Source organism: Pelagibius sp., assembly GCF_965227505.1.
GTDB lineage: Bacteria > Pseudomonadota > Alphaproteobacteria > Kiloniellales > Kiloniellaceae > Pelagibius.
The window spans coordinates 2777805-2801788 of sequence record NZ_OZ245757.1; the positions used below are offsets into that span (position 1 = coordinate 2777805).

Genomic DNA, 23984 nt, shown 5'->3' on the forward strand with positions numbered 1-23984 from the left:
CGCCGCCCGCCGGACAGCCGAAACGGGCCAAGAAAAGACATGGACAAGAGGAACCGCGTGTGCGCTGGGATGATCTGAAGTTCTTCTTGGCGGTCGCCCGTTCGGGCCAGCTCACCACCGCTGCCAAGGGCCTGAAGGTCGACAACGCCACCGTGGCGCGGCGCATCCGAGCGCTGGAGAGCGCGCTGGACGCCCGTCTGTTCGACCGCAATCCCAAGGGTTACAGCCTCACCGAGGTGGGCCAGCGCCTGCTGCCCGCCGCCGAGGCCATGGAGACCTCAACCCTGGAAGCCCAGGCCCAGGTCCAGGGCCGCGACGAGTCGCTGGAGGGCGTGGTGCGCCTGGGCGCGCCGGACGGCTTCGGCTCCTTCTTTCTGGCGCCGCGCATCCACAAGCTGGCCCGCCGCCACCCGAAGCTGGAGCTGCAGCTGGTGGCCATGCCGCGGATCTTCAGCCTGTCGAAGCGCGAGGCCGACGTCAGCATCGCCATCACCCGGCCCAAGTCCGGCCGCCTGCGGGTCGTCAAGCTGACCGACTATCAGCTGCATCTCTACGCCACCGGCGACTATCTGAAGGAAAGCCCGCCGCTGCAGCAGCTGGAGGACCTGAAACAGCACAGCATGATCGGCTACATCTCCGACCTGATCTTCGATCCCAAGCTGGACTACATGCCGATCCTGGGGCGCAAGGTGGTGCCGCAGATCTCCTCCACAAATCTCATCGCCCAGTTGAACGCCACCCTGGCGGGGGCCGGGATCTGCATCCTGCCGGATTTCCTGGCTGGCGAGCAAAGCGGCCTGCAACCGGTGCTGCGCAAGACCTTCTCCCTCACCCGCACCTTCTGGATCGTCAGCCACGAGAACACCGCCTCCCTGCGCCGCATCCGCGAAACGGTGGACTTCATCAAGGCCGAGGTCCGCGAGAACCGGGACATCTTCTGACCGCTTCTGGCGGCCCGGTTATTTGGAGGCTCCTAAGGCCCTCCGGCGCCGCTGCCTGCCTTGCGGCAGGTCAATACGGTTGTCAGAAACCCGCTGTAGCGTGCAGTCTTTCATGAAGACGGCGGCCATGAAGACGACGGCCCGTTCCGGCCAAAAAAGAGAGACGAACCAGCACCATGAGCAGCGACCTGCAGAAACCCCAGTCTGAAACCGCGGCAGAAACGCCTTCTCCAGAGAAACCCGGCCCAGGGAAACCCGGCCATGAGGTGAGTTGGGTGGATGCGGAGCTGGAGGACAGTTTCGACGAAGAGCTGGAGATGGAGATCGACGACCAGCGCGTCAGCAAGGAGCTGCGCCAGATCTCCACCCTGCGGCACAAGTCGGCACTCGACCGCCGCACCTACTTCCGCGAGCTTCTCAAGCTGCAGGCCGAGCTGGTCAAGCTGCAGGACTGGGTCGTGCACACGAACTACAAGCTGCTGGTGATCTTCGAGGGGCGCGATGCCGCCGGCAAGGGCGGGGTGATCAAGCGGGTCACCCAGCGCCTGAATCCACGGGTCTGCCGCACTGTCGCGCTGCCCGCGCCGAGCGAGCGCGAGAAGCACCAGTGGTACTTCCAGCGCTACGTCCCGCACCTGCCGAGCGCCGGGGAGATCGTGCTCTTCGACCGCTCCTGGTACAACCGGGCGGGCGTCGAGCGGGTCATGGACTTTGCCAGCGAGGCCCAGGTGGAGGAGTTCTTCAACGACGTGCCTGAATTCGAGCGCATGCTGGTGCGTTCCGGCATCAAGCTGGTGAAGTACTGGTTTTCCATCACCGACCAGGAACAGCAGCTGCGCTTCCTGATGCGCGTTCACGATCCCATCAAGCAGTGGAAGCTGAGCCCCATGGACCTGCAGTCCCGCGTCCGCTGGGAGGACTACACCAAGGTCAAGGAGGAGATGCTGCGGCGGACCAACATCCCCGAAGCGACCTGGTCCATCGTCGAGGGCAACGACAAGAAGCGCGCCCGCCTCAACTGTATCCATCACCTGCTGTCGCAGGTGCCCTACGAAGAGGTGCCCCACGAACCCGTCGTGCTGCCGGAGCGGGTTTTCAACCCGGACTACGAGCGCACCGTCCTGCCGAAGGAGCTCTATGTGCCGGAGGTCTACTAGAGCCCAACGGCGTGTCCCCGGATAGCCTGTCGGGCGCGCTGCAACGCGAAGACCTGGTGCTGGATTCCGGCGGCCTGCGTCTCGCGGCACGGCGCCTCATGCCCCGGACGGCGCCGGTTGGCGCCCCGCCCAATTCACCAACCTTGGTCTTCCTGCACGAGGCGCTGGGCTCTATCGGCCAGTGGAAAGGCTTTCCCGAAGACCTCGCCGTTGGCCTCGGCCTGCCGGCGCTGATCTACGAGCGCCAGGGACACGGCGGATCGGCACCCCTCACCCTGCCCCGGGCCAACGGCTATCTGCGCCAAGAGGCCGAAACCGTACTGCCCGCGGTTCTGGCGGCCGCCGGCGTCGCGCAGCCGCTGCTGCTGGGCCACTCCGACGGCGCCACCATCGCGCTGATGTTCGCCGCCGCCTTTCCGCAGGCGCCCGCCGCCTGCATCGCCCTGGCGCCCCATGTGATGGTGGAGGAGATCACCCTGGCCGGCATCCGCGCCGCCGATACCGAACCCGGCGCCACGGCGCTAAGAAGGCGCCTCGCGAAGTACCACGGCGACAAGACGGAGGATCTCTGGCGCGCCTGGGCGCAGACCTGGCTGCGGCCGGGCTTCGACGGCTGCGAGATGCGCACCGATCTCGCGCGCATCATTGCTCCCACCCTGGTCATCCAGGGCGCCGACGACGCCTACGGCTCACCGGCCCAGGTCGAGGCAATCGCCGGGCGCGTCGCCGGCCCTGTCAAAACCCATCTGCTCCCGGCCTGCGGCCATGCCCCGCACCTGGAAGCGGGCGAGCGCGTGATCATGGCGGTCCGCGCCTTCGTGGAGGCGCTGGGTTAGCGGCCTCAGCAAACCCAGCGGCGATCACGACGGCTCAGCATTCGCGCAACCGGGGTGTCCTGACAGGACTTCCCGTGGGCAAGAGCCTTTCCCGGCGGAGCCGGTAACCGGATGGCAAGGGCCTTCTGCTAACCTCTTCACAACCCGCGGCCTGCGCCGGGACGGCGACCGGAAACGCCCGGATTTCCCGGCGATTTCCCCCGATTCTCATGGACATCCGGGCCGCGATGACTATGTTAGCGCTGTATCCCGATACGTGAGCTCCCGCGGAGCGGTCGCAACCGGTCGCGGGGCATGTCCTCGATAGCTTTTCCCTTCCCCCGGCTTGATAGCAGGCCGCCTGAAATGGTCGGAAAGGCCCTGTCGAGGGTATGGCCCAACCAGACGCGCCGCGACAGAACCGGCGCCAAAGACCGGCAAAGGAGAGAGCCTCATGCCAGCCAGCAAAGATACCCTGAACACCCGCCGCGACCTGACGGTCGGCGGCAAGACCTACAGCTATTACAGCCTGGAGGCCGCCGCCTCCGAACCGGGCTCGGAACTGGGCGACGTCTCGCGCCTGCCCTATTCCATGAAGGTGCTGCTGGAGAACCTGCTGCGCTTCGAGGACGGCAACTCGGTCACCGTCGACGACATCAAGGCCGTCGGCGCCTGGCTGAAGGACAAGCGCTCCGACCGCGAGATCGCCTATCGCCCGGCCCGCGTGCTGCTGCAGGACTTCACCGGCGTGCCCGCCGTTGTCGACCTCGCCGCCATGCGCGAGGCGCTGACCAAGCTGGGCGGCGACCCCAAGAAGATCAATCCGCTCTCCCCCGTCGACCTGGTGATCGACCACTCGGTCATGGTCGACAGCTTCGGCACCCCCGATGCCTTCAAGAAGAACGTGGAGATGGAGTTCGAGCGCAATGGCGAGCGCTACGCCTTCCTGCGCTGGGGCCAGAGCGCCTTCGACAACTTCCGGGTCGTCCCGCCGGGCACCGGCATCTGCCACCAGGTGAACCTGGAAAACCTCGCCCAGGTGGTCTGGACCAAGGAGGAGGACGGCAAGACCGTGGCCTACCCCGACACCCTGGTGGGCACCGACAGCCACACGACCATGGTCAACGGCCTCTCCGTCCTGGGATGGGGCGTTGGCGGCATCGAGGCCGAGGCCGCGATGCTGGGCCAGCCGGTTTCCATGCTGATCCCCGAGGTCATCGGCTTCAAGCTGACCGGGGCGCTTAAGGAAGGCACCACCGCCACCGACCTGGTGCTGACCGTGGTGCAGATGCTGCGCGCCAAGGGCGTGGTCGGCAAGTTCGTCGAGTTCTACGGCCCCGGCCTCGACCACCTGACCCTGGCCGACCAGGCGACAATCGGCAACATGGCCCCGGAATACGGCGCCACCTGCGGCATCTTCCCGGTGGACGAGGAGACCATTCGCTACCTGACCTTTACCGGCCGCGACCCGGAGCGGGTCGCCCTGGTGGAGGCCTACGCCAAGGCGCAGGGCATGTGGCGCGACGCCTCGACGCCCGACCCGGTCTTCACCGACACCCTGGAGCTCGACCTCGGCACCGTGGAGCCGAGCCTCGCCGGCCCCAAGCGCCCGCAGGACCGGGTGCCGCTCTCCGGCGTTTCCGGCTCCGCCGAGCAGGCGCTGACCGACATGGGCAGCGGCACCGCGACCCCCATCGCCGGCAGCGACGACAGCATCGAACCCGCCGACGTGGTGATCGCCGCCATCACGTCCTGCACCAACACCTCCAACCCCTCGGTGCTGGTGGGCGCCGGCCTGCTGGCCAAGAAGGCACGGGAAAAGGGCCTGATGACCAAGCCCTGGGTGAAGACCTCGCTCGCCCCCGGCAGCCAGGTGGTGACCGACTATCTGGAGGCCGCCGGCCTGCAGAAGGAACTGGATGCCCTGGGCTTCGATCTCGTGGGCTACGGCTGCACCACCTGCATCGGCAACTCCGGCCCGCTGGAGCCGGCGATCAGCGAGGCCATCGACAAGGGTAACGTCTCGGTCGCCGCGGTGCTTTCCGGCAACCGCAACTTCGAGGGCCGCGTCCACCCGATGGTGAAGCTGAACTACCTGGCCTCGCCGCCGCTGGTGGTGGCCTATGCCCTGGCCGGCTCCCTCAAGGTCGATCTGCTGAACGACCCGCTCGGCACCGGCAGCGACGGCGAGCCGGTCTTCCTGAAGGATATCTGGCCGAGCAACAAGGAGATCGAGCAGGTCATCGGCGACGTGCTGACGCCGGAGATGTTCAAGGCGCGCTATGCCAACGTCTTCGAGGGTCCGGAGGAATGGCGCGAGATCGACTCCGGCTCCGGCATGACCTACATGTGGAACGACGGCAGCACCTACGTGCAGTACCCGCCCTTCTTCGAGGAGATGAAGGCCGAGCCGGAAGCGATGGGCGACATCGCCGGCGCGCGGGCCCTGGCCATGCTGGGCGACTCGATCACCACCGATCACATCTCCCCGGCCGGCGCCATCAAGAAGGAAAGCCCGGCGGGCGAGTACCTGATCGAGCATCAGGTGCGGCCCATCGAGTTCAACTCCTACGGCGCGCGGCGCGGCAATCACCAGGTGATGATGCGCGGCACCTTCGCCAACATCCGCATCAAGAACGAAATGGCCGACGGCAAGGAGGGCGGCTACACCAAGCACATGCCCGACGGCGCGGTCATGCCGATCTACGATGCGGCCATGAAGTACGCCGACGAGGGCGTGCCCCTGGTGGTGATTGGCGGCAAGGAGTACGGCACCGGATCCTCGCGCGACTGGGCCGCCAAGGGCACCCGCCTCCTGGGCGTGAAGGCGGTCATCGTCGAGAGCTTCGAGCGCATCCACCGCTCCAACCTCGTCGGCATGGGCGTGCTGCCGCTGCAGTTCAAGGACGGCGTCACCCGCAAGTCCCTGAACCTGACCGGCCAGGAGACCTTCGACGTCTCCGGCGTGGCCGCCGGCATCACCCCGCGGATGGACCTGGAGCTGACCATCCACCGCCCGGACGGCAGCAGCGAGACCGTGCCCCTGCTCTGCCGCATCGATACCGCCGACGAGGTCGAGTACTACAAGAACGGCGGCATTCTGCACTACGTGCTCAGGAACCTGATGAAGGCGGCGTGACGCGCTTCACCCCATCAGCCGCAACGACAAAGGCCCCTGCTGAAAGCAGGGGCCTTTTTTATCGGCGAACATCAATCCTGAGCTTCTGTTCGAACCCTAACCGACAGCACGAGACCATTCGTCGACGGCCGCGTCGATATCCCTTTGGTTCACACAATGCCACACGCGCAAGGCCTCGGCGTCGGCAAGCGCTGTGGAGATGCCGTTCCGAAACTTCGAGCGGTTCTTGAGACTGTGCACCGCAAAGCGGTACTGCTCAAAGGGCCAATCCCTGTTGCCGGGCGGCAGTTCCGGCCGTGTCTTGCCGAGATTGCGCCAGGGCCGGGCGATAAGACGCCAGGCTCTCACAAGCTCCGGGGGATCGAGCCAGATGACAGAATCTGCTTTCGCCAGGGCTTGAGAAAGAAGGCTTGGGCCGCCTTCCAGTATCCAGGCCTCCGCTTCGATGACGCGCGCCAGGGCCGCATCGATCTCGGCTCTCGGTCTTTGCATCCAGCCGCTCGTCAGTTTTATCGCATCAAAGGAGACAACCGGCACATCCGGGCGGGCCTCACCCAGCCGGGCTGCAACATGGCTCTTACCGACCCCGTTTGCCCCTGTGACGATCACCCTCCGCATAACTCGATCTAGCTACCTGCGCAATTCGCTGAAGGGTTTCACGCGTCCTCACCGGCTGATCGGACGGCGACCTTGGCCACATTACCAAAATACTAGGAAGAGCATTGCCGCCGGGAACACACAAATCATTCGCCGCAAAAACAAAGGCCCCTACCGGCGACGGGGGCCTTTCTTGTTCTGTGTTCGCAAACAAGACGAGCGTCAGACGCTGCCTTGTGAAGGTCGCCCATTCTGGCAGGACCACCGCCGCCCTTTGGCCGCGCGAGGTCCCGGGTCAGCCAGCAGCGCCCAGCGGGCCGGCGAAGCGCCCGCGCAGCGCGTCGATAGAGGCCTCCGTCTTCGCGACCAGCAGGTTGCCCTCGGTCAGGCGGCAGTCGTAAGGGCGGCCGTCGATCAGTTCGGCATGGCCTCCGGCCTCCTGCACCGCGAGCACGCCGGCGGCGTGGTCCCAGGCGTTCAACTGGGCATTGACGATGAAGTCGGCGCGGCCCTGGGCGAGCAGGCGGTATTCGTGGCAGGAGCAGCGCAGGGAGGGCGCCCGGCGGAAGCCGGTCATGGCCTCGGCAATGGCGGGCCTGCGGGCACGCGGGAAGGTGAAGAGCGGGACGAAGCCGGTCATCTCCTCCGGCGCGACGGCGGTTCCGACCGAAAGCCGGAGAGGGTCCTCGTCCGCCCGGCAGAACCAGGCGCCGCCGCCCTTGCGGGCCAGCACCCAGTCGTCGAGCAGGGGATCGTAGAGCAGGCCGAAGACCGTCTCGCCCTCCACCGCCACGGCGAGGATGACGCCGAAGACGGCGAGGCCGTTGGCGAAGTTCCAGGTGCCGTCGATGGGATCGAGGATGACGGCCAGACCGCTGCCGATCCCGTTCAGCAGGGACGGATCGGCCGAGACCGCCTCCTCGCCGATGACCGCCGCCGCCGGCAGGATTTCCCGCACGCCCGCCGTGATCGCAGCCTCGGCGGCCAGGTCGGCCTCGGTGACGAGATCGTCGGGCGCGGTCTTGGCGCGGATATCATCCGTGGCCAGGCGGCGGAAGCGCGGCAGGATCTCCGCCTTCGCAACGTCGCGCACCAGGGCGATCAGGGCGTCCTCCTGCCGGCGCGTCAGGGCCGAAGGGTCTTGGGCCAGGGCATCCATCATCGCGTCTCCACCTGTCAAATCCTGCAGCAAGGGCCGCCGACTCGGATCGAGCCGCTTCAGGGAGTCTGCACGAAAATGGTGACCGTTCCGGGTCAGCCGCCGCTGGCGCGGCGAGACGATAAAGCGCAATGCACGATCAAGCCATCGCACTTTCGGTGGTCTGCGCCAGAGGTTTCACGCAGGGGTCTTGAAGCAGAGGGTCTGAAAGAGCGCGGGTACCCGGAAAAAAACGGGCACCCTGGCAAGATCCGCCAAGACCGGAATGACGCGCCCGCAGCGCTCATCCCGGGCGGGCCCGCCCGAGGAAAAGCGCGCGGGGCACATCACATCAGTCACATGGAAGACCGCGCGCCGGGACGGCGCGCGGCTGCTTCGGCAGGCTACTTGAGCTTCCGGGAGTACTTGCTGGCCTGGTCCTTCAGCGCCTTGCCGGCCGTAAATCGCGGCGTCAGGGTCGCGGGCTTGGCCTTGAAGGTGGTCGGCTCGCCGGTAAAGGGGTTGGTGCCCTTACGCGCCTTGGTCGCCGCCTTGTAGCGCATCTTGAGGCGGCCGAGGTTGCCCATCGGCACGGAACCCGGCGTCGACTTGCTGGTGTCCTTCAGCGCCAGGTCGGACATGACCGGCCATAGCGCATCGAGCAGCTTGCTCGCGTCCCTGCGGCTGAAACTTGTTCCCCAGTCATCGCCGAGCGACTTGGTCAGAGCTGCAGCATAAGCATCGGCAAGCTGGGATTTCGTTACTGTCATATTTTCCCCCTCGTGTTGGGCCCCGCATGACTACGGGATCGAACTGAAACACCGCCGCAATAGCGGGTTTCGCCTCCTTACGCAAACGATGGTTAATGAAACGTTAAATGTTCGCGATGGCCAGCGTTTTGTTTGAAGCACGGCATACAAAAACGCGTAGCCACGCTCATCGCAGTCGGAGCCGTCCGACGTACGGCCTGTTGAAGCATGGCGACGATGCGGCGATACTGAACGCGGTTCCATCCGCGGTGCTTACAGCCGATCGCTTCCAAAGGGGGCTTTTCGATGGATCCCCTGAATCAAATGGACCCTATGAGTCAAATTGTCGTGCTCAACATCGGCCATGTCGTCGCCTGGCTCGCTGCGATTTACCTGCGCGATGCGCTGCGCGCGCTGCCTCTGAACATCGTGATCTGTGCAACCGGGGCGTTCCTGGGCGGCCTGGCGGCAGAGCAGGTTCTTCCGGCGCTCGACAAGCCCGGCATGGTCTTCGGCGCCTTCGCGGGCGCGGTTCTGCTGCTCTCGATGACGCGGCCGATCACAGGCCGGCTGTTCAGGAACGGGCAGTGACGTCCGGCCGGAAGTGATGCCGGGCAGGACCTGAAGCGTCCGTCGGCCGCCGCCTGGTGGTGCGTTAAGCACTTTTTCTGAGGGACTCCAGGCAGGCCGTAACCGCGACGTCCTTGGCACGGCTTTCGTGGATCGCGGCAGCCGTCACCAGGGTCAGCGGGCAGTCGCGGGGCAGGGGCAGAACCGTGAGGCCGCGCTGCAGGGGGATCAACTGCTGCGGCAGCAGCGCAACGCCCAGACCCGCCTGCGCCATGGCCACCGCGGCCAGAAAGCTCTCCGCCTCGACGACGATGTTCGCCGTCAGACCCCGATGCTCGGCGAAGGCGATGAGCCGATCGTGAAACCGCGGCGCCCTGCGGCGGGGATAGAACACGAGCGGATGGGCAAAGACCTTCCGCCAAGAAGCCTTCCGACCCAGATCGAAGAAGTCCGGGTGGAAGACGGCGCGGAAGGCGTCTTCCGTCATGATCTCCGCAACCAGATCGCGGCGGTCGAGGGGCGGATGCAGGATGCCGATGTCGATCTCGCCGCTGCCCAGCGCAGCCTCCTGTTCCACGGTACCCAGTTCGCGCACCAGAACCTGGATGTCCGGCCGCATGGCGCGGAAGGCGGCGACCCTGTCCATCAGGCCGGAGACCTCGACGGCCGATGTGATGCCGATGCGGATCAGCCGTCCGCTGCCCGAGGCGGCCGCCTTCGCAGCGCGGGTCGCCTGATCCACGCGGCGCAGGATGCCCAGCGCCTCGTCGCGAAACACGGCGCCCACCTCGGTTAGGCGCACCTCGCGCGTGGAGCGGATGAAGAGATCGGCGCCGAGCAGGTCTTCCAGGCGTCTGATCTGAACCGACAGCACCGACTGGGTGACGCCGGCCCGCCGCGCCGCCCGGCCGAAATGCAGTTCCTCGGCCAGCACCGAAAACAGGCGGATCGCCTTCAGCTCCATACGCGATTCCGATCCTTAAGAGCCTATTATTCGCTTACAGCGAATAATAGGCCAGGACTTTGAATTTGTCCTGCCCCTTTCCATCACCCACGTCGCAGCCTGTGGAGCAACCGAAAGCACGCCCTGCAAAGGCGATGCACACCATGGGAAAAAGAGGATGAAAGATACCTACCTGACTACCTGCGCTGCCGCCTTGGCCTTCGCGGTCGGCCCGGCCCTTGCGGCGGGAACCGCTGGCGCCGAACCCGCGGGACTGCCCGGACTTCAAGGCAGCGCCATCGTGTCGATTCACGACGGCGACATGGTCGCATCGGCCTACGTCAACGGACAGCTCGGCGCGCGCGAAAGCACCGACCTCCTGAGCGTGCTCTCGCTGGACGATCTGTCGCTGGCGAGTGTGCCGGTCTCGAACTCGGTAGCCGGTGCCCCCACCGCCGTTGCCGTTACCCCGGACGGTCGCTTCGCCGTCGTCTCGGAGAGTTTCGGGCCGCGCCCGGACTCCGGCGAGACCTTCGGGGACCTGCCGATCGGCACCCAGCTGATCCTGGTCGACATCTCCGATCCGGCAGCCCCGCGGGTCGTCGACAGCGCCGCGGTCGGCAATCGTCTCGACGGCCTCTCCATCAGCCCGGATGGGTCGGTCATCGCGGTCGCCCTGCACCAGACCGACGGACGGGGTATCGCCTTCGTCCAGCGCCAGGAGGACGCGTTGGGTGCGGTCAGCTATGCCAGCCTGCCGGCCATCGCAGCCGAGCAGCGGATCAGCCATGTGGAATGGCACCCGACCCAGGACTTCGTCGCCATTCACACCGTTGACCAGGCGGTGGTTCACTTCGCCCGGGTGATCCGCGACGGCGCCGAAGTCTCTCTGGAAGCCTGGGGCAACGCCGTCCTGACCTCCAAGTACCCCTTCATGGGCCGCTTCACGCCGGACGGCGCCCACTATCTGACCGGCAATCTCTTCTGGGGTCCGGATGTGCCCGGGATCTGGACCGAAGCGGTCGACGGCGACGTCATGTCGATCCGCTTCGATGCCGAAGGCGGCAGCGAGCGCGGCCCGCGCCATCAGATCGTCGGGCGGTCGCCGACCGGCGCCTCGCCCGAGGGCATTGCGATCTCGCCGGACGGCGAATGGGCCGTCACCACCAACCTGGAAGTGTCCTACGCGCCGGCGGAGGACGCCCGGCATACGCCTTATGCCTCCCTGACGCTGATCGATATCGACAGAGAAAGCGGCGCGCTGACGACTGTCGGCACCTACTACTACGACGGCATTCTGCCGGAAGCCGCGACCTTCGATGCCTCCGGCCGCTACATCGCAGTGGTCAATTTCGATCAGCATCGGGGCGGCGCCGAAGGCGGCTCCATCGACTTCTGGCGCCTGGTGGAAGGGCCAGAGCCGAAGCTGGTGCAGACCCGCACGAGCATCGCCGTGCCGCACGGCCCGCACTCGACGATGCTGGTGAACTAGGCCGGACCCGCTGTGGGGAGGGCGCGGCCCTCCCCCAGCTCCGGGCCGGTCTCAAAGGTCGCCGGCGGCGACGTGCTCGATGTCGTCCCAGTTGCGGTCGGCCTTTTTGACGTTGCCGTCCACATCCTGCAGGAAGGTCTCATAGATCTCCTCGTTGAGATTGAGGTAGAGCTTGCCGTCGTCGATCTTCCAGAGCGTGGGATCGCCGTCGAACTTCTTGCCCACCGAAACCCCGTAGGCGCAGAAGCCGCCGTACTGCGGCGCATAGCGGTCCGGCGCCTGCTTGAAGCGGTCGAGATTGGCCTGGCTGGCGAAGCGGTAGGCCGCGCCGTCGTGAACATGCACCAGGCTGTCGGAGCCGCGGCGCGGTCCGCCGTCGGTAAAGTAGGCGACCGGGTCGTAGCCGTGCAGAGCCAGCGGCGCGCCGGCAATGGACAGGCCGGGCACGACGTTCAGTTCATCGGCCGCCTCAGCCGACGCCAGTCCGCCAATCAGGCTGGTCGCGACCAGGGCTGCCAGGGCGAGTTTGGAAAGCGGGTTCTTGGAAAAGGTCATTGCTGTTCTCCTGGGTTTGCGGTGGTCCGGCGCATCTGGCGCCGGGTCCAGCCGGATATGGGAGAACGAGCCTTTCAGACAAGAAACATGTCTGAAAACCGAATGAACAGCATAGTCTTCCGGACGATCCGCAAAAACTAGGCGGAAACCTCTGCCTGGCGAACGCCTTTCGGGCTGTGGCCGTAGCGGTTCGCGAAGGCGCGCGAGAAGGCCGCTGGCGAATGGTACCCGACCTGCCGGGCGATGCGCTGGACCGGATCGCTGGTGGTGGCGAGCAGCGCCTTGGCCTTGTCCAGGCGTAGGTCGGTCAGATAGCCCATGGGCGCGCAGCGCATCAGGGTCTGGAACTGCTCGGCGAAGCGGCTGCGCGACAGGCCGACCTCCCGCGACAGGCTCTCCAGGGTCCAGTCCTGCTCCATCCGGTGGTGCATCAGGCCGAGCGCGCGGCCAATACGCGGGTCGCCCAGGGCGGTGAGGATGCCGCGCAGGGCTTCGTCCTGGTCGGCGCAACTGCGCACGACCTCGATGAACAGCGCCTCGGAAAGGCGGATCACCGAGGCGGTCATGCCCGGCGCCTCGGCGAACATCTGCCGGGCGATCAGGCGCATCAGTTCGTCCAGCCAGGGATTGCGCGCGCGCCGCTCGGCAGTCACCAGCAGATAGGGCGGCAGCGCCCGCAGCAGCGGATGGTCCGCGCCCTCGGCAAAGGTGAAGTGGCCGCAGACCAGCTTGGTGGCCGCATCCTCCTGCGCTTCACCGCCGTAGACCAGCACCCCCTCACCGGCGAAGCCACTGTCCCGAAGCACCCGTTCCAACGGCGCCGGCTCGGCCTCCGTCCGGGCGTTCGCTTCGAAGTCCTCCAGCACATGGGCGCTGCCGTTGGGAATGAGGATCAGGTCGCCGGCATTGAGCCGCACCTCGGCATCGCTGCCGACCCGCACCCGGCAGGCGCCCTGGACCGCCAGGTGAAACCGCGCCGCCCGCCCCAAGGACGGCACCGCCACCGACCAGGGCGGCGAGAAGGCGGTGCGGAAGTAGAGGCTGCCGCGCAGCTGCAGGAGGTCGAGGATGTCGCTCAGAACGTCCATGGCAGAAGAGTCCCTTTCCGTTGGACGGTCAGATAAGAACTGGGCCCATAGTTGTCCAGATGACATGGCCTACGGCCCCCGCACGGGATTGGCATTTGCAGAGTGATATCCGGCGGCAGCGCTTGAGCGGCGGACTCCCTTTCCGTTAGGATGGCGCGCCCTTCACCACGACGAGCCCCCATGTCCCTGCTGTCGGTCTGCCACACGACGGTCTACCGCTATCACCGGCCCGTAACCTTCGGCGAGCATCGCCTGATGTTCCGCCCGCGCGACAGCCACGACATCCGGCTGGTGGATACCGCGCTGACGATTTCGCCTGCGGCCGAGATCCGCTGGATGCACGACGTCTTCTCCAACTCGATCACCATCGCCTCCTTCCAGGAGGCGGCCAGCGAGCTTCGCTTCGAGAGCCGCATCGTCATCGACCACTACGGCCTCAGCTACCCGGACTTCCCGATCGAGCCCTACGCCCAGACCTATCCCTTCAGCTATCCGGCCGAGGACATTGCCGACCTGGGCCGCTCGGTGGAGCGCCACTACCCGGACCCGGAGCGCAAGGTGGACGCCTGGGTGAAGCGCTTTCTCGACAACGGCGGACCCGTCGGCACCCAGGACCTGCTGCAACGGATCAACACGGCGGTGCAGGCGGAGTTCGGCTACGAACGGCGCTACGCCTTCGGGGTGCAGACGCCGGTGGAGACCCTGGAACGGGGCAGCGGCACCTGCCGCGACCTGGCGCTCTTCATGATGGGCGCCGTACGCGCCCTCGGCTTCGCCGCCCGTTTCGTCTCCGGCTATCTCTACGACCCGGCGACCGAGACCGGCGGCGTGGCCGATACCAGCCTGAAGGGCGGCGGCGACACCCACGCCTGGGTGCAGGTCTATCTGCCCGGCGCCGGCTGGGTGGAGTTCGACCCCACCAACGGCCAGGTCGGCGGCGCCAATCTGATTCGCGTTGCCGTGGCCCGCGAGCCCTTCCAGGCGCTGCCGCTGCAGGGCAGCTACTACGGCGCGGCGGAGGACTTCGTCGAGATGACCGTGGATGTCGAGGTGACCAAACCCGAAGAAGGCTGAAATTCCTAAATCCTTCAAGGCTCTAGGGACATTCGCATCGCCTCGGACAGCGTCACCGGAACGTGATTAGCCAGTGAGCGCGGCGCCCCGTAACGTCCCCGCCCATGGGTCGCAAATCCTTCGTATTCGGAGTCGCCGTCCTCGCCGCAGGCCTTGCGGTCTGGGCCGGTCAGGCCGTCACCAAGGCGCCGACGCCTCTGGCCGGGGCGGCCGGGACAGAGCCTCTCCAACCAGCACTTCAGCTGGCCGCCGACAGCGCGGACAGCAGCCCGGTGGTGGTCGAACTCTTCACCTCCCAGGGCTGCAGTTCCTGCCCGCCGGCCGATGCCCTGCTGGACGAACTGGCCGATCAGCCCGGCCTCCTGGCGCTCTCCTTCCATGTCGATTACTGGGACTACATCGGCTGGAAGGACCCCTTCGCCTCGCCCGCGCACACCCAGCGCCAGCGCGACTATGCGCGCGCGCTCGGCCTGCGCTACGTCTACACCCCGCAGATCGTGGTCGACGGGCGCCGCGACGTGGTCGGCAGCCGTCGCGGTGCGGTTGCCGAAGCCATCGAAAAGGAGGCCCGCCGTCCGGGCGGTCTTGAGGTGCGGATGGTGGAGGACGGCGGCGGGAAGGTCACGCTTTCGGCCGGCGATGCGCCGCCGGAAGGCGCCACCGTCTATCTCGTCATGTTCGACGACGACCACGACACCGACGTGGCGCGCGGCGAGAACCGCGGCCGCTCGATCCACAACGCCAACGTGGTGCGGGAGTTCCGCAAACTCGGCCGCTGGACCGGCGAGGCGATGGAGTTTCCCCTGGACTTCGCCGCCGCGCAGCGCGACGGCCGCGGCGGCTGTGCCGTCATCGTCCAGGCCGGCACCACCGGCCCGGTGCTGGGCGCCGCCATCCTCGACCTCGACGAAACGAGCTGAGCCGCTGCCCGACAACGCCGGAGCAGGAGCTCTGGGGTTTGATTTGGCGCCCGCCCGCCCGGGCCGGCTGAACACTAGCCCCCTGACACGAGCCCCTTTTCGACGAGCGCCGAGAGGCGGCGGGAGAAGGCGGCGGGATCGGGCAGGGCTTCGCCTTCGATGATGCGCGCCTGATCGAGCAGCAGCCAGGCCGCATCCTCCACCACGCCGCCGGCGCCCTCCTGCCCGATCTGTCCGGCCAGGGCCGTGATCAGGCCGTGGTCCGGATTGATCTCCAGGATGCGCGCCGAGCTGTGGTCGAGCTGGCGCTGCTGCTTCAGCAGGCGCTCCAGGTGCATATCGAGATCGCCCTCGTCGGCAACGAGGCAGACCGGACTGCTGGTCAGCCGCGCCGAAACCCGCACGTCCTTCACCTCGTCCTTGAGGGTCAGCTTCACGAAGGCGATGAGCGCATCGAGGGCCGGAGAGGTTTCCTTCGGTGTCTCCACCTCGTCGTCCTGATCGCCTTCGGCCTTGGTCACCTTCTCCAGGTCGGCGGCCCCGCGGGTGACCGACTTGAAGGGCTTGCCGTCAAAGTCCGGCACCGAGGTCAGCCAGAAGTCGTCCACCGGGTCGCTCAACAGCAGCACCTCGATGCCCTTGGCGGCAAAGCCCTCGAGCTGCGGGCTCTTGGCCAGGACCTCGGGGTTGTCGCCGGTGATGGTGTAGATCGCCTCCTGGCCGGGCTTCATGCGCGCGACATAGTCGGCAAGGCTGACCAGGTCATCCCCGGCTGTGGAACGGAAGCGGGCCAGCGACAGCAGGGTGTCGCGCTGATTGGAGTCCTCGTAGAGGCCTTCCTTCAGCACCGGACCGAAGGCGTCCCAAAACCTGGCGTAGTCCTCCGGCGCCTTCTCCGCCTTCTTCTTGAGTTCGCTCAGCACGCGCTTGCTGAGCGCGGTGCGGATCTTGGCCAGACGCGGATTGTTCTGCAGCAGTTCGCGGCTGATGTTCAGCGGCAGGTCCTCGGTGTCGACGATGCCGCGCAGGAAGCGCAGGTAGGACGGCACCAGCTCGCTGCAGTCGTCGGTGATGAAGACCCGTTTCACGTAGAGCTTGATGCCGGTCTTGCGGTCCGGGTGGAAGAGATCGAAGGGCTTGGAGGAGGGAATGAACAGCAGCCCGGTGTATTCCAGCATGCCCTCGGCCTTGAAGTGCAGGCGCAGCCAGGGATCGTCGAAGGTGTGCCCGACGTGGTGATAGAACTCCTTGTACTGCTCCTCGGTGATGTCGCTCTTGGGCCGCGTCCAGAGCGCCGAGGCGGCATTCAGCGTCTCGTCGGGCTCGTCCTCCTTGCGCGATTCCAGCACCACCGGCACGGCGATGTGGTCGGAATAGGTGGAGACCACCTGGCGGATCCGCATGGCATCCAGGTACTCCTCGTCGCCGTCGCGCAGGTGGAGGACGATCCGGGTGCCCCGCGCCGGGGCCTCCGGGTCTTCGGCGATGGTGAAGGCCCCCTGCCCGTCGGAGGCCCAGCGCCAGCCCTCGGCCTCGCCGGCCCTGCGGGTGCTCACCTCGACCTTCCGGGCGACCATGTAGGCGGAGTAGAAGCCGACGCCGAACTGACCGATCAGGTTGGCCCCCTCGGCCTTGCTCTCCAGCTGCTCGACGAAGGCGGCGGTGCCGGAGCGCGCGATGGTGCCCAGGTTGTCGATCAGGTCCTGGCGGTTCATGCCGATGCCGTTGTCGACGATGGTCAGGGTCCTGGCGGCGGAATCGGTCTTCAGGCGGATAGCGAAGCCGCTGTCCTCGGCCAGGAGTTCCGGCTGGGTCAGCGCGGCGTAACGCAGGCGGTCGCAGGCATCCGAGGCATTGGAGATCAGTTCCCGGAGGAAAATCTCCTTCTCCGAGTAGAGCGAGTGGGCGACGATATCGAGGAGGCGGCTGACTTCCGCCTCGAACTTCAATTCTTCCTGCGCCATGGGTCTGACTGTCCGTTTTCGGTTCTCGGCTTGCCGCTCCGGTTTTCCAGAGCGGAATCGCCGAGACATATGTGCGCAATCTATACTCCCTGCAAGTCCTGTCTCACGATGACCCCGGGACCGCGGCGGGGACCTGCGGGGGCCCGTGAGAGACCGTGAGGGAGGCCGCGCGGGGGAAAGTCCGGCATGGTAGAGCACGATACAGACTCGGATCGGAAGGCAGCGGAGCGCCAGGAAGAGCGCAGAGACATGCTGCGCGCCATCGAAAAGGAGGCCGGCGAGGTCGCGGACTGGCTGGGCAAGGACCGCCTGGACCCCAGGGTCCTCGCGGCCATGGGCCGGGTGCCCAGGCACCGCTTCGTGCCGCTGCTGGAGGAGAGTGCGGCCTACGAGAACCGGCCGCTGCCCATCGGCGCGCGGCAGACCATCTCCCAGCCCTTCATCGTCGCGGTGATGAGCGACCAAGCCGAGGTCACCCCAGGCGCGAAGGTGCTGGAGGTGGGCACAGGCTCCGGCTACCAGGCCGCGGTTCTGGCCGATCTCGGCGCCGAGGTTTACAGCCTGGAGGTTGTGCCCAGCCTGGCCGCCGAGGCGGCGGAGCGCCTGGCCCGCCTGGGCTACGACAGGGTGCACTGCCGGGAGGGCGACGGCGCCGACGGCTGGCCGGAGGCCGCGCCCTTCGACGCCATCCTGGTGACCGCCGCAGCCCGAGGCGTGCCCCCGGCGCTGGTCGAACAGCTCGCCCCCGGCGGGCGCCTCATCATCCCGGTCGAGGAAAAGACCGGCAGGGGGCCGGCCCACTGGTTCCTGCCGGCCCAAACCCTGCTGCGCATCGAAAAAGCCGCCGACGGCAGCATCCACGAACGCACTCTCTTTCCCGTCGCCTTCGTGCCGTTGACCAAGCCGCGTGAACGACCGCAAGGCCGGTAACGCCCGTTAACCATCTTTCGCCCAGGCCCGGCCCAGGGAATTCCTTGCAATGCGGCGGAAAAGTCCCGATTCTCAGGGCATGTCGCTTCTCGCGCAGGCCCGGGAGAAGGCGAAGATCACCGCCGTTCTGGGGCCGACCAATACCGGCAAGACCTATCTGGCCATCGACCGCATGCTGGGCCACCCGAGCGGCATGATCGGCTTCCCCTTGCGCCTGCTGGCAAGGGAGAACTACGACCGCATCGTCCAGATCAAGGGGGCGGCCAAGGTGGCGCTGGTCACCGGCGAGGAAAAGATCGTACCGCCGGACGCCCGCTATTTCTGCTGCACGGTGGAGTCCATGCCGGTGGACCGGCCGGTCTCCTTCCTTGCCGTCGACGAGATCCAGCTCTGCGCCGATCCGGAGCGCGGCCATGTGTTCACCGACCGGCTGCTGCATGCCCGCGGCCTGGCCGAAACCATGTTTCTGGGGGCCGAGACCATCCGCCCGGTGCTCCAGGCCCTGGTGCCGGAGGCCGAGTACATCGGCCGCCCGCGCTTTTCGACCCTCACCTACACCGGCCCGCAGAAGCTCACGCGGCTGCCGCCGCGCTCAGCGGTGGTGGCCTTCTCTGCTTCGGAGGTCTACGCCACGGCGGAGCTCATCCGCCGCCAGCGCGGTGGCACGGCCGTGGTGCTGGGGGCGCTCAGCCCGCGCACCCGCAACGCCCAGGTCGAGCTCTTCGAAAGCGGCGAGGTGGACTATCTGGTGGCCACGGATGCCATCGGCATGGGCCTGAACCTGAACCTCGACCACGTCGCTTTCGCCAAGCTGCGCAAGTTCGACGGGCGCGGCCAGCGCCGCCTGACGGCGGCGGAGGTGGGCCAGATCGCCGGGCGCGCGGGGCGCCACATGAACGACGGCACCTTCGGCACCACGACCGAGATCGGCCCCCTGCCCGACAGTCTGGTGGAGGCGGTAGAGAGCCACAGCTTCGATCCCCTGGCCTTCGTCCACTGGCGCAACGTCGATCTCGACTTCAGCGATCCTCTGGCGCTGCTCAAGAGCCTGGACCGCAAGCCGCCGCGGCGCGAACTGCTGCTGGCGCAGGAGGCCGACGACCAGATCGCCCTGGCCTCCCTCGCCAAACAGCCGGAGATCGCCGCCCTGGCCACCACGCCGGAGGCCGTGGCCCTGCTCTGGGAGGTCTGCCAGGTGCCGGACTTCCGCAAGATCCTCTCCGACCACCACGCCCAGTTGCTGGCGCAGATCTACCTGAAGCTCATGACAAACGACCGGCGTCTGCCGGAAGCCTGGGTGGGCGCGCAGCTGCACCGGCTGGAGCGCAACGACGGCGACATCGATCAGCTGATCGCGCGGCTGGCGCACATTCGCACCTGGACCTACATCACCCACCGCGGCGACTGGCTGGATGACAGCGGCCTCTGGCAGAACCGGGCGCGGGCCATCGAGGACCAGCTCTCGGATGCCCTGCACGAGCGCCTGACCCAACGCTTCGTCGACCGCCGCGCGGCCTTTCTGGTGCGCCGCCTGCGCAGCGACAGCCATCTGATCGGCGCCGTGCGCAAGAGCGGCGAGGTGGTGGTGGAGGGCGAGTTCGTCGGCCGCATCGCCGGCTTCCGCTTCGTGCTGGACGAAAACGCCCGCGGCGAAGACGCCCGCCCGCTGCTGGCCGCGGCCCGCCGCGCCCTGACCGGGGAGATTCCCCGGCGCATCAAGCAGTTGGAGCAGGACAACGACGGCGCCTTCGCCCTCGACGGCAGCGCCATCGCCTGGCGCGGCACCCCGGTGGCGCGCATCCTGGCCGGCGACACGGTACTGACCCCACGGGTCGAGGTGCTATCCAGCGACTTTCTCGACGGACCGGCGCGCGAGCGTCTGCGCAAGCGCTGCGCCGCCTGGCTGACGCGCCACGTCCGCGCCACCCTGAAACCGCTGTTCGAGGCCCAGGCGGTGCAGCTTTCGCCGCCGGGCCGCGGCCTCCTGTTTCAGCTTGTCGAGGCGCTGGGCACCCTGCCGCGGCGGCCGCTCGGCGGCCAGATCGCGCTGCTGACCAAGGCCGACCGCAAGGCGCTGGCCGCCCTGGGTCTGAGGCTCGGCGCCGCCAGCGTCTTCCTGCCGCGCCTTCAGCACCCGCGCATGCTGGCCCTGCGCGCCCGGCTCTGGGCGATCCGCGAGGGCCTGGAGGTGCCGCCGCTGCCGCCGTCGGGCACCAAGACCTTCGAGCTGAAAGGGCTGGCCCTGCCGGCGGCCCTGGGAGACAGCTTCTGCTGCGCGATCGGATTCCGCCGGGTGACCCGCAAGGGCGGCCCGTCCTTTGCAGCGCGCGCCGACGTGCTGGAGCGGCTGGGGCGCGATGCCTACAAGGCCGCCGCCACCGAGAGCGGAACCCTCGCGCTCTCGCCCGAACTCTGCAAGCTCGCCGACTGCGGCGAGGAGGACCTGGGCGCCCTGCTCTTCGCCCTCGGCTACAGGCGCCGCAAGGACGCCGAGGGCAGGCTGTGCTTCGCGCGCAAGGGCGCCAGGCCGATACCTGCTGCCGGAGCACAGGAGAGCGAAGCGCCGCAGATGAAGAAAGGCGCCGGGAAACCCGGCCGGCCGAAGTCAAAGCGCGGCGCCGCACGCAAGAAGCCGCGCGGCAAGGAGAGCGCCGAACGCTACGCCGACTCGCCCTTTGCCGTGCTGCGCGATCTGGCGCCCGGCGGTGATTGAGGGGCGGGCGAATGAGGATCGTGGCGGCTGATATGAGAGACGGCGTTCTTTGAGCGGCGAAGCCGGCGACTCAAACGGCGGGCTGCGTGCCGACAAGTGGCTCTGGTATGCGCGCTTCTTCAAGACGCGCAGTCTGGCCAGCAAGGTCTGCCAGGCCGGCAAGCTGCGCCTCTCCGGCCTCGGCGTCGTGAAGCCCCACCACAAGGTGAAGGTCGGCGACGTGCTGACCTTTCCCCAGGCGCGCCATATCCGCGTCGTCAAGATCCTGGCGCTGGCCGAACGCCGCGGACCGGCCAGCGAGGCCCAGGCGCTCTACGAAGACCTGAAGCCGCCGGACGCCGAAAGCCGGCTTCCGCGGGGCACCCCGTCGCCGACGGACGGGGCAGGCCGCCGCCAACCCGGCGCGGGCCGCCCGACCAAACGCGAGCGCCGCGATCTGGACAGGCTGCGCGAGACGGAATGAGCGGACCGCCAACCAGGGTGTAGAGGAGTTGCCCGTGATTCTCGTCGGCCAGTTCGATTCCCCCTTCGTGCGCCGGGTCGCCATCGCCCTGCACCACTACGGCCATCCCTTCGAACGCCGCGTGCTCTCGGTCTTCAGGGACTTCGACGCGATGCTCGCGGTCAATCCGATGGGCAAGGTGCCGGCGCTGATCCTGGACGACGGCGAGACCCTGTTCGACAGCCGGACCATCATCGACTACCTCGACGAGACCGCCCCCTCCGCGCGGCGGCTGGCCCCGGCACAGCAGCCGGAGCGGCGCCGTGTCCTTCAGGTGGAGGTCGTGGGCATCACCCTTGCCGAGAAGATCTACGAGCGCGGCATCGAGCACAACAGGCGGGCGCCCGGCACCAGCGATCCGGCCTGGCGGGCACGGCTGGAGCGGCAGATCGCCTCCATCTGCGCCTGGCTGGAAGAGCGGTTGGATGGCGAGTGGTTCTGCGGCAGCGCCTTCACCCGCGCCGACCTGGCCGTTGCCGTGGCCATGCAGTATCTGGAGCGCGTGCTGCCGGCGGCAGAAAGCACCACGCGGTATCCCCGGCTGCAGGCCCATCGGCTGCGCTGCGAGCGCCTTGCGGCCTTCGCCCAGGTTCAGGACAACCGCGCCGAGGCCCTCAACAGCGGCTGGAACCCAGAAGCCTGAACCGCGGGCTACGGAGCACGAGCGCTGAAAGATTGCCTCAGGCTGTCCGGAGCAGCTGGCTGCGGAAGGCCTCCGCCGCGGGGGACAGGGTCTGGCCTTTACGGGTGATGAGACTGAGCGGACGCGAAACCTCGGGATCGATCAATGGCCGGGTCTCGACGACGCGCAGCTTCGCGAAGGGCACCGTGCTGAGTTCGGAAAGCACGGAAACGCCGAGGCCGTTGGCCACCAGCCCGACCGCGGTGGAGACGATCTGCGCCTCGATCCGGCCGCCGGTGCCACGGTCTGCACCGCCGAGAAGCCTGTCGACGACGCGCCGGGTGTTCGATCCCGGCGCCACCTGAACCAGCGGCAGTCCGCGGAGCGCGGCCCAGGAAACCGCAGCCTGCCGGGTCAGGGGATGGCCCATCGGCAGGACGGCGACAAAGCGGTCCTGAAGAATCGTCGCGACATCAAGCGCCGGACTTTCGCCCTCCGGAATGCCGAAGCCCATGTCCACCTCGCCGCGCCGCACCCGCTCGATCACTTCGGCGTTGAGGGCATCGCGGACCGTGAGTTGGATCTGCGGATAGGTCTGGGAGAAGCGGGCGAGCGCCGGCGCCACGATCTCGGACGCCGCCGACGGCAGGGCGGCGACATGCAGCTTGCCGATGCGCTTATCCACAAGATCGCGCACCACACCGAGCGAACTGTCGAGTTCATAGAGCAGCCGCTGGGCAATCCCCAGATAGAGGCGGCCCACCTCGGTCAGCCGCATCCGCCGGCCGGCCCGGTCGAAGAGCCGCGCGGCCAGAATGTCTTCAAGCTGCTGTATGGTCGCGCTCAGGGCGGGCTGCGATATGCCCAGGGTCTCTGCTGCGCGGGTGAAGTTCATCGCCTCGGCAACGGTGACGAAGGCGCGGAGATGGCGGGACGAGACTTCCATAAGCAAACCCGATTATTTCATCCAAACATAATATTTCACTTATCGTAATCGTCATGCTTTTTCTTGGGGAGAACCTCTGACGGGCGCCTCCGGGGGTGTGCGATCAGGGCAAGGAAGGGAGGAGAAACATGACACTTCAGACCGTTTTGCGCGGCGCCGTCGTGGCCACGGCTTTCGGCCTTGCATCGGCCGCCGGCGCCGAGACCCAGCTCAACATGGGCGGCTCGACCACCACCTCGGGCTTCTACCCCTACTACACCGCCATCGCCAATTCGATCAGCAAGGCCAGCGAGGACATCAACGTCACCGTGGTTTCCTCCGGCGGATTCGCGAAGAACCAGGCGCTGATGATGCAGGGCCAGCTGGACTTCGGCGGCATCTCGCCGGATCTCATCGCCGATGCGGAGGCCAGCGGCTTCGACGGGTTCCGCGTCCTCTGGTGGACCCTGCCGGCCATCCAGAACATCACGGCCACGAAGGATTCCGGCATCGACAACATCGCCGGCTTCGCCGGCAAGTGCTTTCATCCCGGGATGAACGGATCCTCGGGCCAAAAGAACATGATGAAGATCCTGCGCGCCCTGGAAGTCGCGCCGGAGCTTTACATGTCCGACCCCAAGGACGCCGCCAACGCCATCAAGAACGGCCGCTGCCTGGGCCAGATGAAGGCGACGACCGGCCCGCGGCTCGACAGCGCGACGGCGGAGCTCAACCTGACGACGCCGCTCTGGCCGGTGGGCTATACCGAGGATCAGATCGCAGCGATCCGGCAGGCCCTGCCCTGGATGGGCTTCTACACCATGCCTGCCGGCGTGGTGGAGGGCGCGCCGGAGTACACCGTGCACGCCATCTGGATCGGCTTTGCCGCCACGGCCGACATGGACGAAGCGACGGCCTATGACATCACCAAGGGCATGTACGAGGGCCTGGACCAGCAGCGCGCGGCGCTGAAGGCCATCGCCGAAGTGGACCTGGCCCGGCAGACCCTGGAGGTCTCCGAGTATCCGCTCCACGCCGGTGCGGTGCGCTTCTACCGCGAGATCGGGTTGCAGGTTCCCGAGCGGCTCATTCCCCCTGAGATGAACTAGCTGCCTCGGCAGCGCGAGAGGGTCCTTCCCCCCTCTCGCGC

At 67.2% G+C, this 23984-nt stretch carries 21 protein-coding genes; 13 read left to right on the forward strand and 8 right to left on the reverse strand.

Annotated features, from left to right (window positions below):
* The first annotated feature begins 59 nt into the window (after positions 1-59).
* The 4 genes from ACO06P_RS13260 to acnA all read left to right on the forward strand — a co-directional run bounded on the left by ACO06P_RS13260 (position 60) and on the right by acnA (position 6052).
* Positions 60-941 carry a LysR family transcriptional regulator gene (locus ACO06P_RS13260; RefSeq protein ID WP_420345713.1) on the forward strand — a complete coding sequence of 294 codons (882 nt, stop codon included), beginning with the start codon at positions 60-62 and terminating at the stop codon, positions 939-941.
* A gap of 266 nt (positions 942-1207) precedes the next feature.
* Complete coding sequence (gene ppk2, locus ACO06P_RS13265; protein ID WP_420345714.1) at positions 1208-2098, forward strand: polyphosphate kinase 2; 891 nt, start codon at positions 1208-1210, stop codon at positions 2096-2098.
* An 11-nt stretch (positions 2099-2109) separates the two neighbouring features.
* Positions 2110-2934 carry an alpha/beta fold hydrolase gene (locus ACO06P_RS13270; RefSeq protein WP_420345715.1) on the forward strand — a complete coding sequence of 275 codons (825 nt, stop codon included), beginning with the start codon at positions 2110-2112 and terminating at the stop codon, positions 2932-2934.
* Between the two features lie 433 nt (positions 2935-3367).
* Positions 3368-6052, forward strand: a complete 2685-nt coding sequence (gene acnA / locus ACO06P_RS13275; RefSeq protein ID WP_420345716.1) for an aconitate hydratase AcnA — start codon at positions 3368-3370, stop codon at positions 6050-6052.
* 96 nt (positions 6053-6148) lie between these two features.
* On the opposite strand, the gene ACO06P_RS13280 is transcribed toward acnA, so the two are convergent.
* The 3 genes from ACO06P_RS13280 to ACO06P_RS13290 all read right to left on the reverse strand — a co-directional run bounded on the left by ACO06P_RS13280 (position 6149) and on the right by ACO06P_RS13290 (position 8557).
* Positions 6149-6670, reverse strand: coding sequence for a hypothetical protein (locus ACO06P_RS13280; RefSeq protein WP_420345717.1), 522 nt, complete (start codon positions 6668-6670; stop codon positions 6149-6151).
* Positions 6671-6944: 274 nt separating this feature from the next.
* Complete coding sequence (locus tag ACO06P_RS13285; RefSeq protein ID WP_420345718.1) at positions 6945-7811, reverse strand: inositol monophosphatase family protein; 867 nt, start codon at positions 7809-7811, stop codon at positions 6945-6947.
* A gap of 380 nt (positions 7812-8191) precedes the next feature.
* Positions 8192-8557, reverse strand: coding sequence for an HU family DNA-binding protein (locus ACO06P_RS13290; RefSeq protein WP_420345719.1), 366 nt, complete (start codon positions 8555-8557; stop codon positions 8192-8194).
* Between the two features lie 312 nt (positions 8558-8869).
* On the opposite strand from ACO06P_RS13290, the gene ACO06P_RS13295 reads away from it, so the two are divergent.
* The gene (locus ACO06P_RS13295; protein ID WP_420345720.1) at positions 8870-9127 is read left to right on the forward strand and encodes a hypothetical protein; all 258 of its coding nucleotides are present in this window, start codon (positions 8870-8872) and stop codon (positions 9125-9127) included.
* A gap of 64 nt (positions 9128-9191) precedes the next feature.
* On the opposite strand, the gene ACO06P_RS13300 is transcribed toward ACO06P_RS13295, so the two are convergent.
* The gene (locus ACO06P_RS13300; RefSeq protein WP_420345721.1) at positions 9192-10070 is read right to left on the reverse strand and encodes a LysR family transcriptional regulator; all 879 of its coding nucleotides are present in this window, start codon (positions 10068-10070) and stop codon (positions 9192-9194) included.
* Between the two features lie 157 nt (positions 10071-10227).
* Between ACO06P_RS13300 and ACO06P_RS13305 the strand changes: the two genes are divergently transcribed.
* Positions 10228-11541: a hypothetical protein gene (locus ACO06P_RS13305; RefSeq protein ID WP_420345722.1), complete on the forward strand. Its 1314-nt coding sequence runs from the start codon at positions 10228-10230 to the stop codon at positions 11539-11541.
* Positions 11542-11592: 51 nt separating this feature from the next.
* Here the strand turns inward: ACO06P_RS13305 and ACO06P_RS13310 are convergent, their stop codons facing one another.
* Positions 11593-12096 (reverse strand): YHS domain-containing (seleno)protein, encoded by a 504-nt coding sequence (locus ACO06P_RS13310; protein ID WP_420345723.1) that lies wholly within the window; start codon positions 12094-12096, stop codon positions 11593-11595.
* A gap of 137 nt (positions 12097-12233) precedes the next feature.
* Complete coding sequence (locus ACO06P_RS13315; protein ID WP_420345724.1) at positions 12234-13184, reverse strand: cupin domain-containing protein; 951 nt, start codon at positions 13182-13184, stop codon at positions 12234-12236.
* 180 nt (positions 13185-13364) lie between these two features.
* On the opposite strand from ACO06P_RS13315, the gene ACO06P_RS13320 reads away from it, so the two are divergent.
* Entirely contained in the window at positions 13365-14258 is an 894-nt protein-coding gene (locus ACO06P_RS13320; protein ID WP_420345725.1) for a transglutaminase family protein, read from the forward strand.
* A 104-nt stretch (positions 14259-14362) separates the two neighbouring features.
* Positions 14363-15178: a DUF1223 domain-containing protein gene (locus ACO06P_RS13325; RefSeq protein WP_420345726.1), complete on the forward strand. Its 816-nt coding sequence runs from the start codon at positions 14363-14365 to the stop codon at positions 15176-15178.
* A 74-nt stretch (positions 15179-15252) separates the two neighbouring features.
* Here the strand turns inward: ACO06P_RS13325 and htpG are convergent, their stop codons facing one another.
* Positions 15253-17142 carry a molecular chaperone HtpG gene (gene htpG / locus ACO06P_RS13330; protein WP_420345727.1) on the reverse strand — a complete coding sequence of 630 codons (1890 nt, stop codon included), beginning with the start codon at positions 17140-17142 and terminating at the stop codon, positions 15253-15255.
* Positions 17143-17328: 186 nt separating this feature from the next.
* On the opposite strand from htpG, the gene ACO06P_RS13335 reads away from it, so the two are divergent.
* The 4 genes from ACO06P_RS13335 (at position 17329) to ACO06P_RS13350 (ending at position 21930) form a co-directional block, all read left to right on the forward strand.
* Entirely contained in the window at positions 17329-18072 is a 744-nt protein-coding gene (locus tag ACO06P_RS13335) for a protein-L-isoaspartate(D-aspartate) O-methyltransferase (protein ID WP_420345728.1), read from the forward strand.
* A gap of 79 nt (positions 18073-18151) precedes the next feature.
* Positions 18152-20785 (forward strand): helicase-related protein, encoded by a 2634-nt coding sequence (locus ACO06P_RS13340; RefSeq protein ID WP_420345729.1) that lies wholly within the window; start codon positions 18152-18154, stop codon positions 20783-20785.
* A 49-nt stretch (positions 20786-20834) separates the two neighbouring features.
* Positions 20835-21248 (forward strand): RNA-binding S4 domain-containing protein, encoded by a 414-nt coding sequence (locus ACO06P_RS13345; protein ID WP_420345730.1) that lies wholly within the window; start codon positions 20835-20837, stop codon positions 21246-21248.
* Between the two features lie 34 nt (positions 21249-21282).
* Positions 21283-21930 carry a glutathione S-transferase family protein gene (locus ACO06P_RS13350; RefSeq protein ID WP_420345731.1) on the forward strand — a complete coding sequence of 216 codons (648 nt, stop codon included), beginning with the start codon at positions 21283-21285 and terminating at the stop codon, positions 21928-21930.
* 37 nt (positions 21931-21967) lie between these two features.
* Here the strand turns inward: ACO06P_RS13350 and ACO06P_RS13355 are convergent, their stop codons facing one another.
* Complete coding sequence (locus ACO06P_RS13355; protein ID WP_420345732.1) at positions 21968-22855, reverse strand: LysR family transcriptional regulator; 888 nt, start codon at positions 22853-22855, stop codon at positions 21968-21970.
* Between the two features lie 128 nt (positions 22856-22983).
* On the opposite strand from ACO06P_RS13355, the gene ACO06P_RS13360 reads away from it, so the two are divergent.
* Positions 22984-23943 (forward strand): TAXI family TRAP transporter solute-binding subunit, encoded by a 960-nt coding sequence (locus tag ACO06P_RS13360; protein WP_420345733.1) that lies wholly within the window; start codon positions 22984-22986, stop codon positions 23941-23943.
* Positions 23944-23984: the final 41 nt, after the last annotated feature.

What these genes read in the sequence shown, in the direction of transcription:
- ACO06P_RS13320 (WP_420345725.1), top strand. Translation starts at nt 13,365, where the DNA reads ATGTCCCTGCTGTCGGTCTGCCACACGACGGTCTACCGCTATCACCGG.
- ACO06P_RS13295 (WP_420345720.1), top strand. Translation starts at nt 8,870, where the DNA reads ATGAGTCAAATTGTCGTGCTCAACATCGGCCATGTCGTCGCCTGGCTC.
- ACO06P_RS13360 (WP_420345733.1), top strand. Translation starts at nt 22,984, where the DNA reads ATGACACTTCAGACCGTTTTGCGCGGCGCCGTCGTGGCCACGGCTTTC.
- ACO06P_RS13285 (WP_420345718.1), bottom strand. Translation starts at nt 7,811, where the DNA reads ATGATGGATGCCCTGGCCCAAGACCCTTCGGCCCTGACGCGCCGGCAG.
- ACO06P_RS13280 (WP_420345717.1), bottom strand. Translation starts at nt 6,670, where the DNA reads ATGCGGAGGGTGATCGTCACAGGGGCAAACGGGGTCGGTAAGAGCCAT.
- ACO06P_RS13355 (WP_420345732.1), bottom strand. Translation starts at nt 22,855, where the DNA reads ATGGAAGTCTCGTCCCGCCATCTCCGCGCCTTCGTCACCGTTGCCGAG.
- ACO06P_RS13305 (WP_420345722.1), top strand. Translation starts at nt 10,228, where the DNA reads ATGAAAGATACCTACCTGACTACCTGCGCTGCCGCCTTGGCCTTCGCG.
- ACO06P_RS13315 (WP_420345724.1), bottom strand. Translation starts at nt 13,184, where the DNA reads ATGGACGTTCTGAGCGACATCCTCGACCTCCTGCAGCTGCGCGGCAGC.
- ACO06P_RS13310 (WP_420345723.1), bottom strand. Translation starts at nt 12,096, where the DNA reads ATGACCTTTTCCAAGAACCCGCTTTCCAAACTCGCCCTGGCAGCCCTG.
- ACO06P_RS13300 (WP_420345721.1), bottom strand. Translation starts at nt 10,070, where the DNA reads ATGGAGCTGAAGGCGATCCGCCTGTTTTCGGTGCTGGCCGAGGAACTG.
- ACO06P_RS13340 (WP_420345729.1), top strand. Translation starts at nt 18,152, where the DNA reads ATGTCGCTTCTCGCGCAGGCCCGGGAGAAGGCGAAGATCACCGCCGTT.
- acnA (WP_420345716.1), top strand. Translation starts at nt 3,368, where the DNA reads ATGCCAGCCAGCAAAGATACCCTGAACACCCGCCGCGACCTGACGGTC.
- ACO06P_RS13335 (WP_420345728.1), top strand. Translation starts at nt 17,329, where the DNA reads ATGGTAGAGCACGATACAGACTCGGATCGGAAGGCAGCGGAGCGCCAG.
- ACO06P_RS13290 (WP_420345719.1), bottom strand. Translation starts at nt 8,557, where the DNA reads ATGACAGTAACGAAATCCCAGCTTGCCGATGCTTATGCTGCAGCTCTG.
- ACO06P_RS13325 (WP_420345726.1), top strand. Translation starts at nt 14,363, where the DNA reads ATGGGTCGCAAATCCTTCGTATTCGGAGTCGCCGTCCTCGCCGCAGGC.
- htpG (WP_420345727.1), bottom strand. Translation starts at nt 17,142, where the DNA reads ATGGCGCAGGAAGAATTGAAGTTCGAGGCGGAAGTCAGCCGCCTCCTC.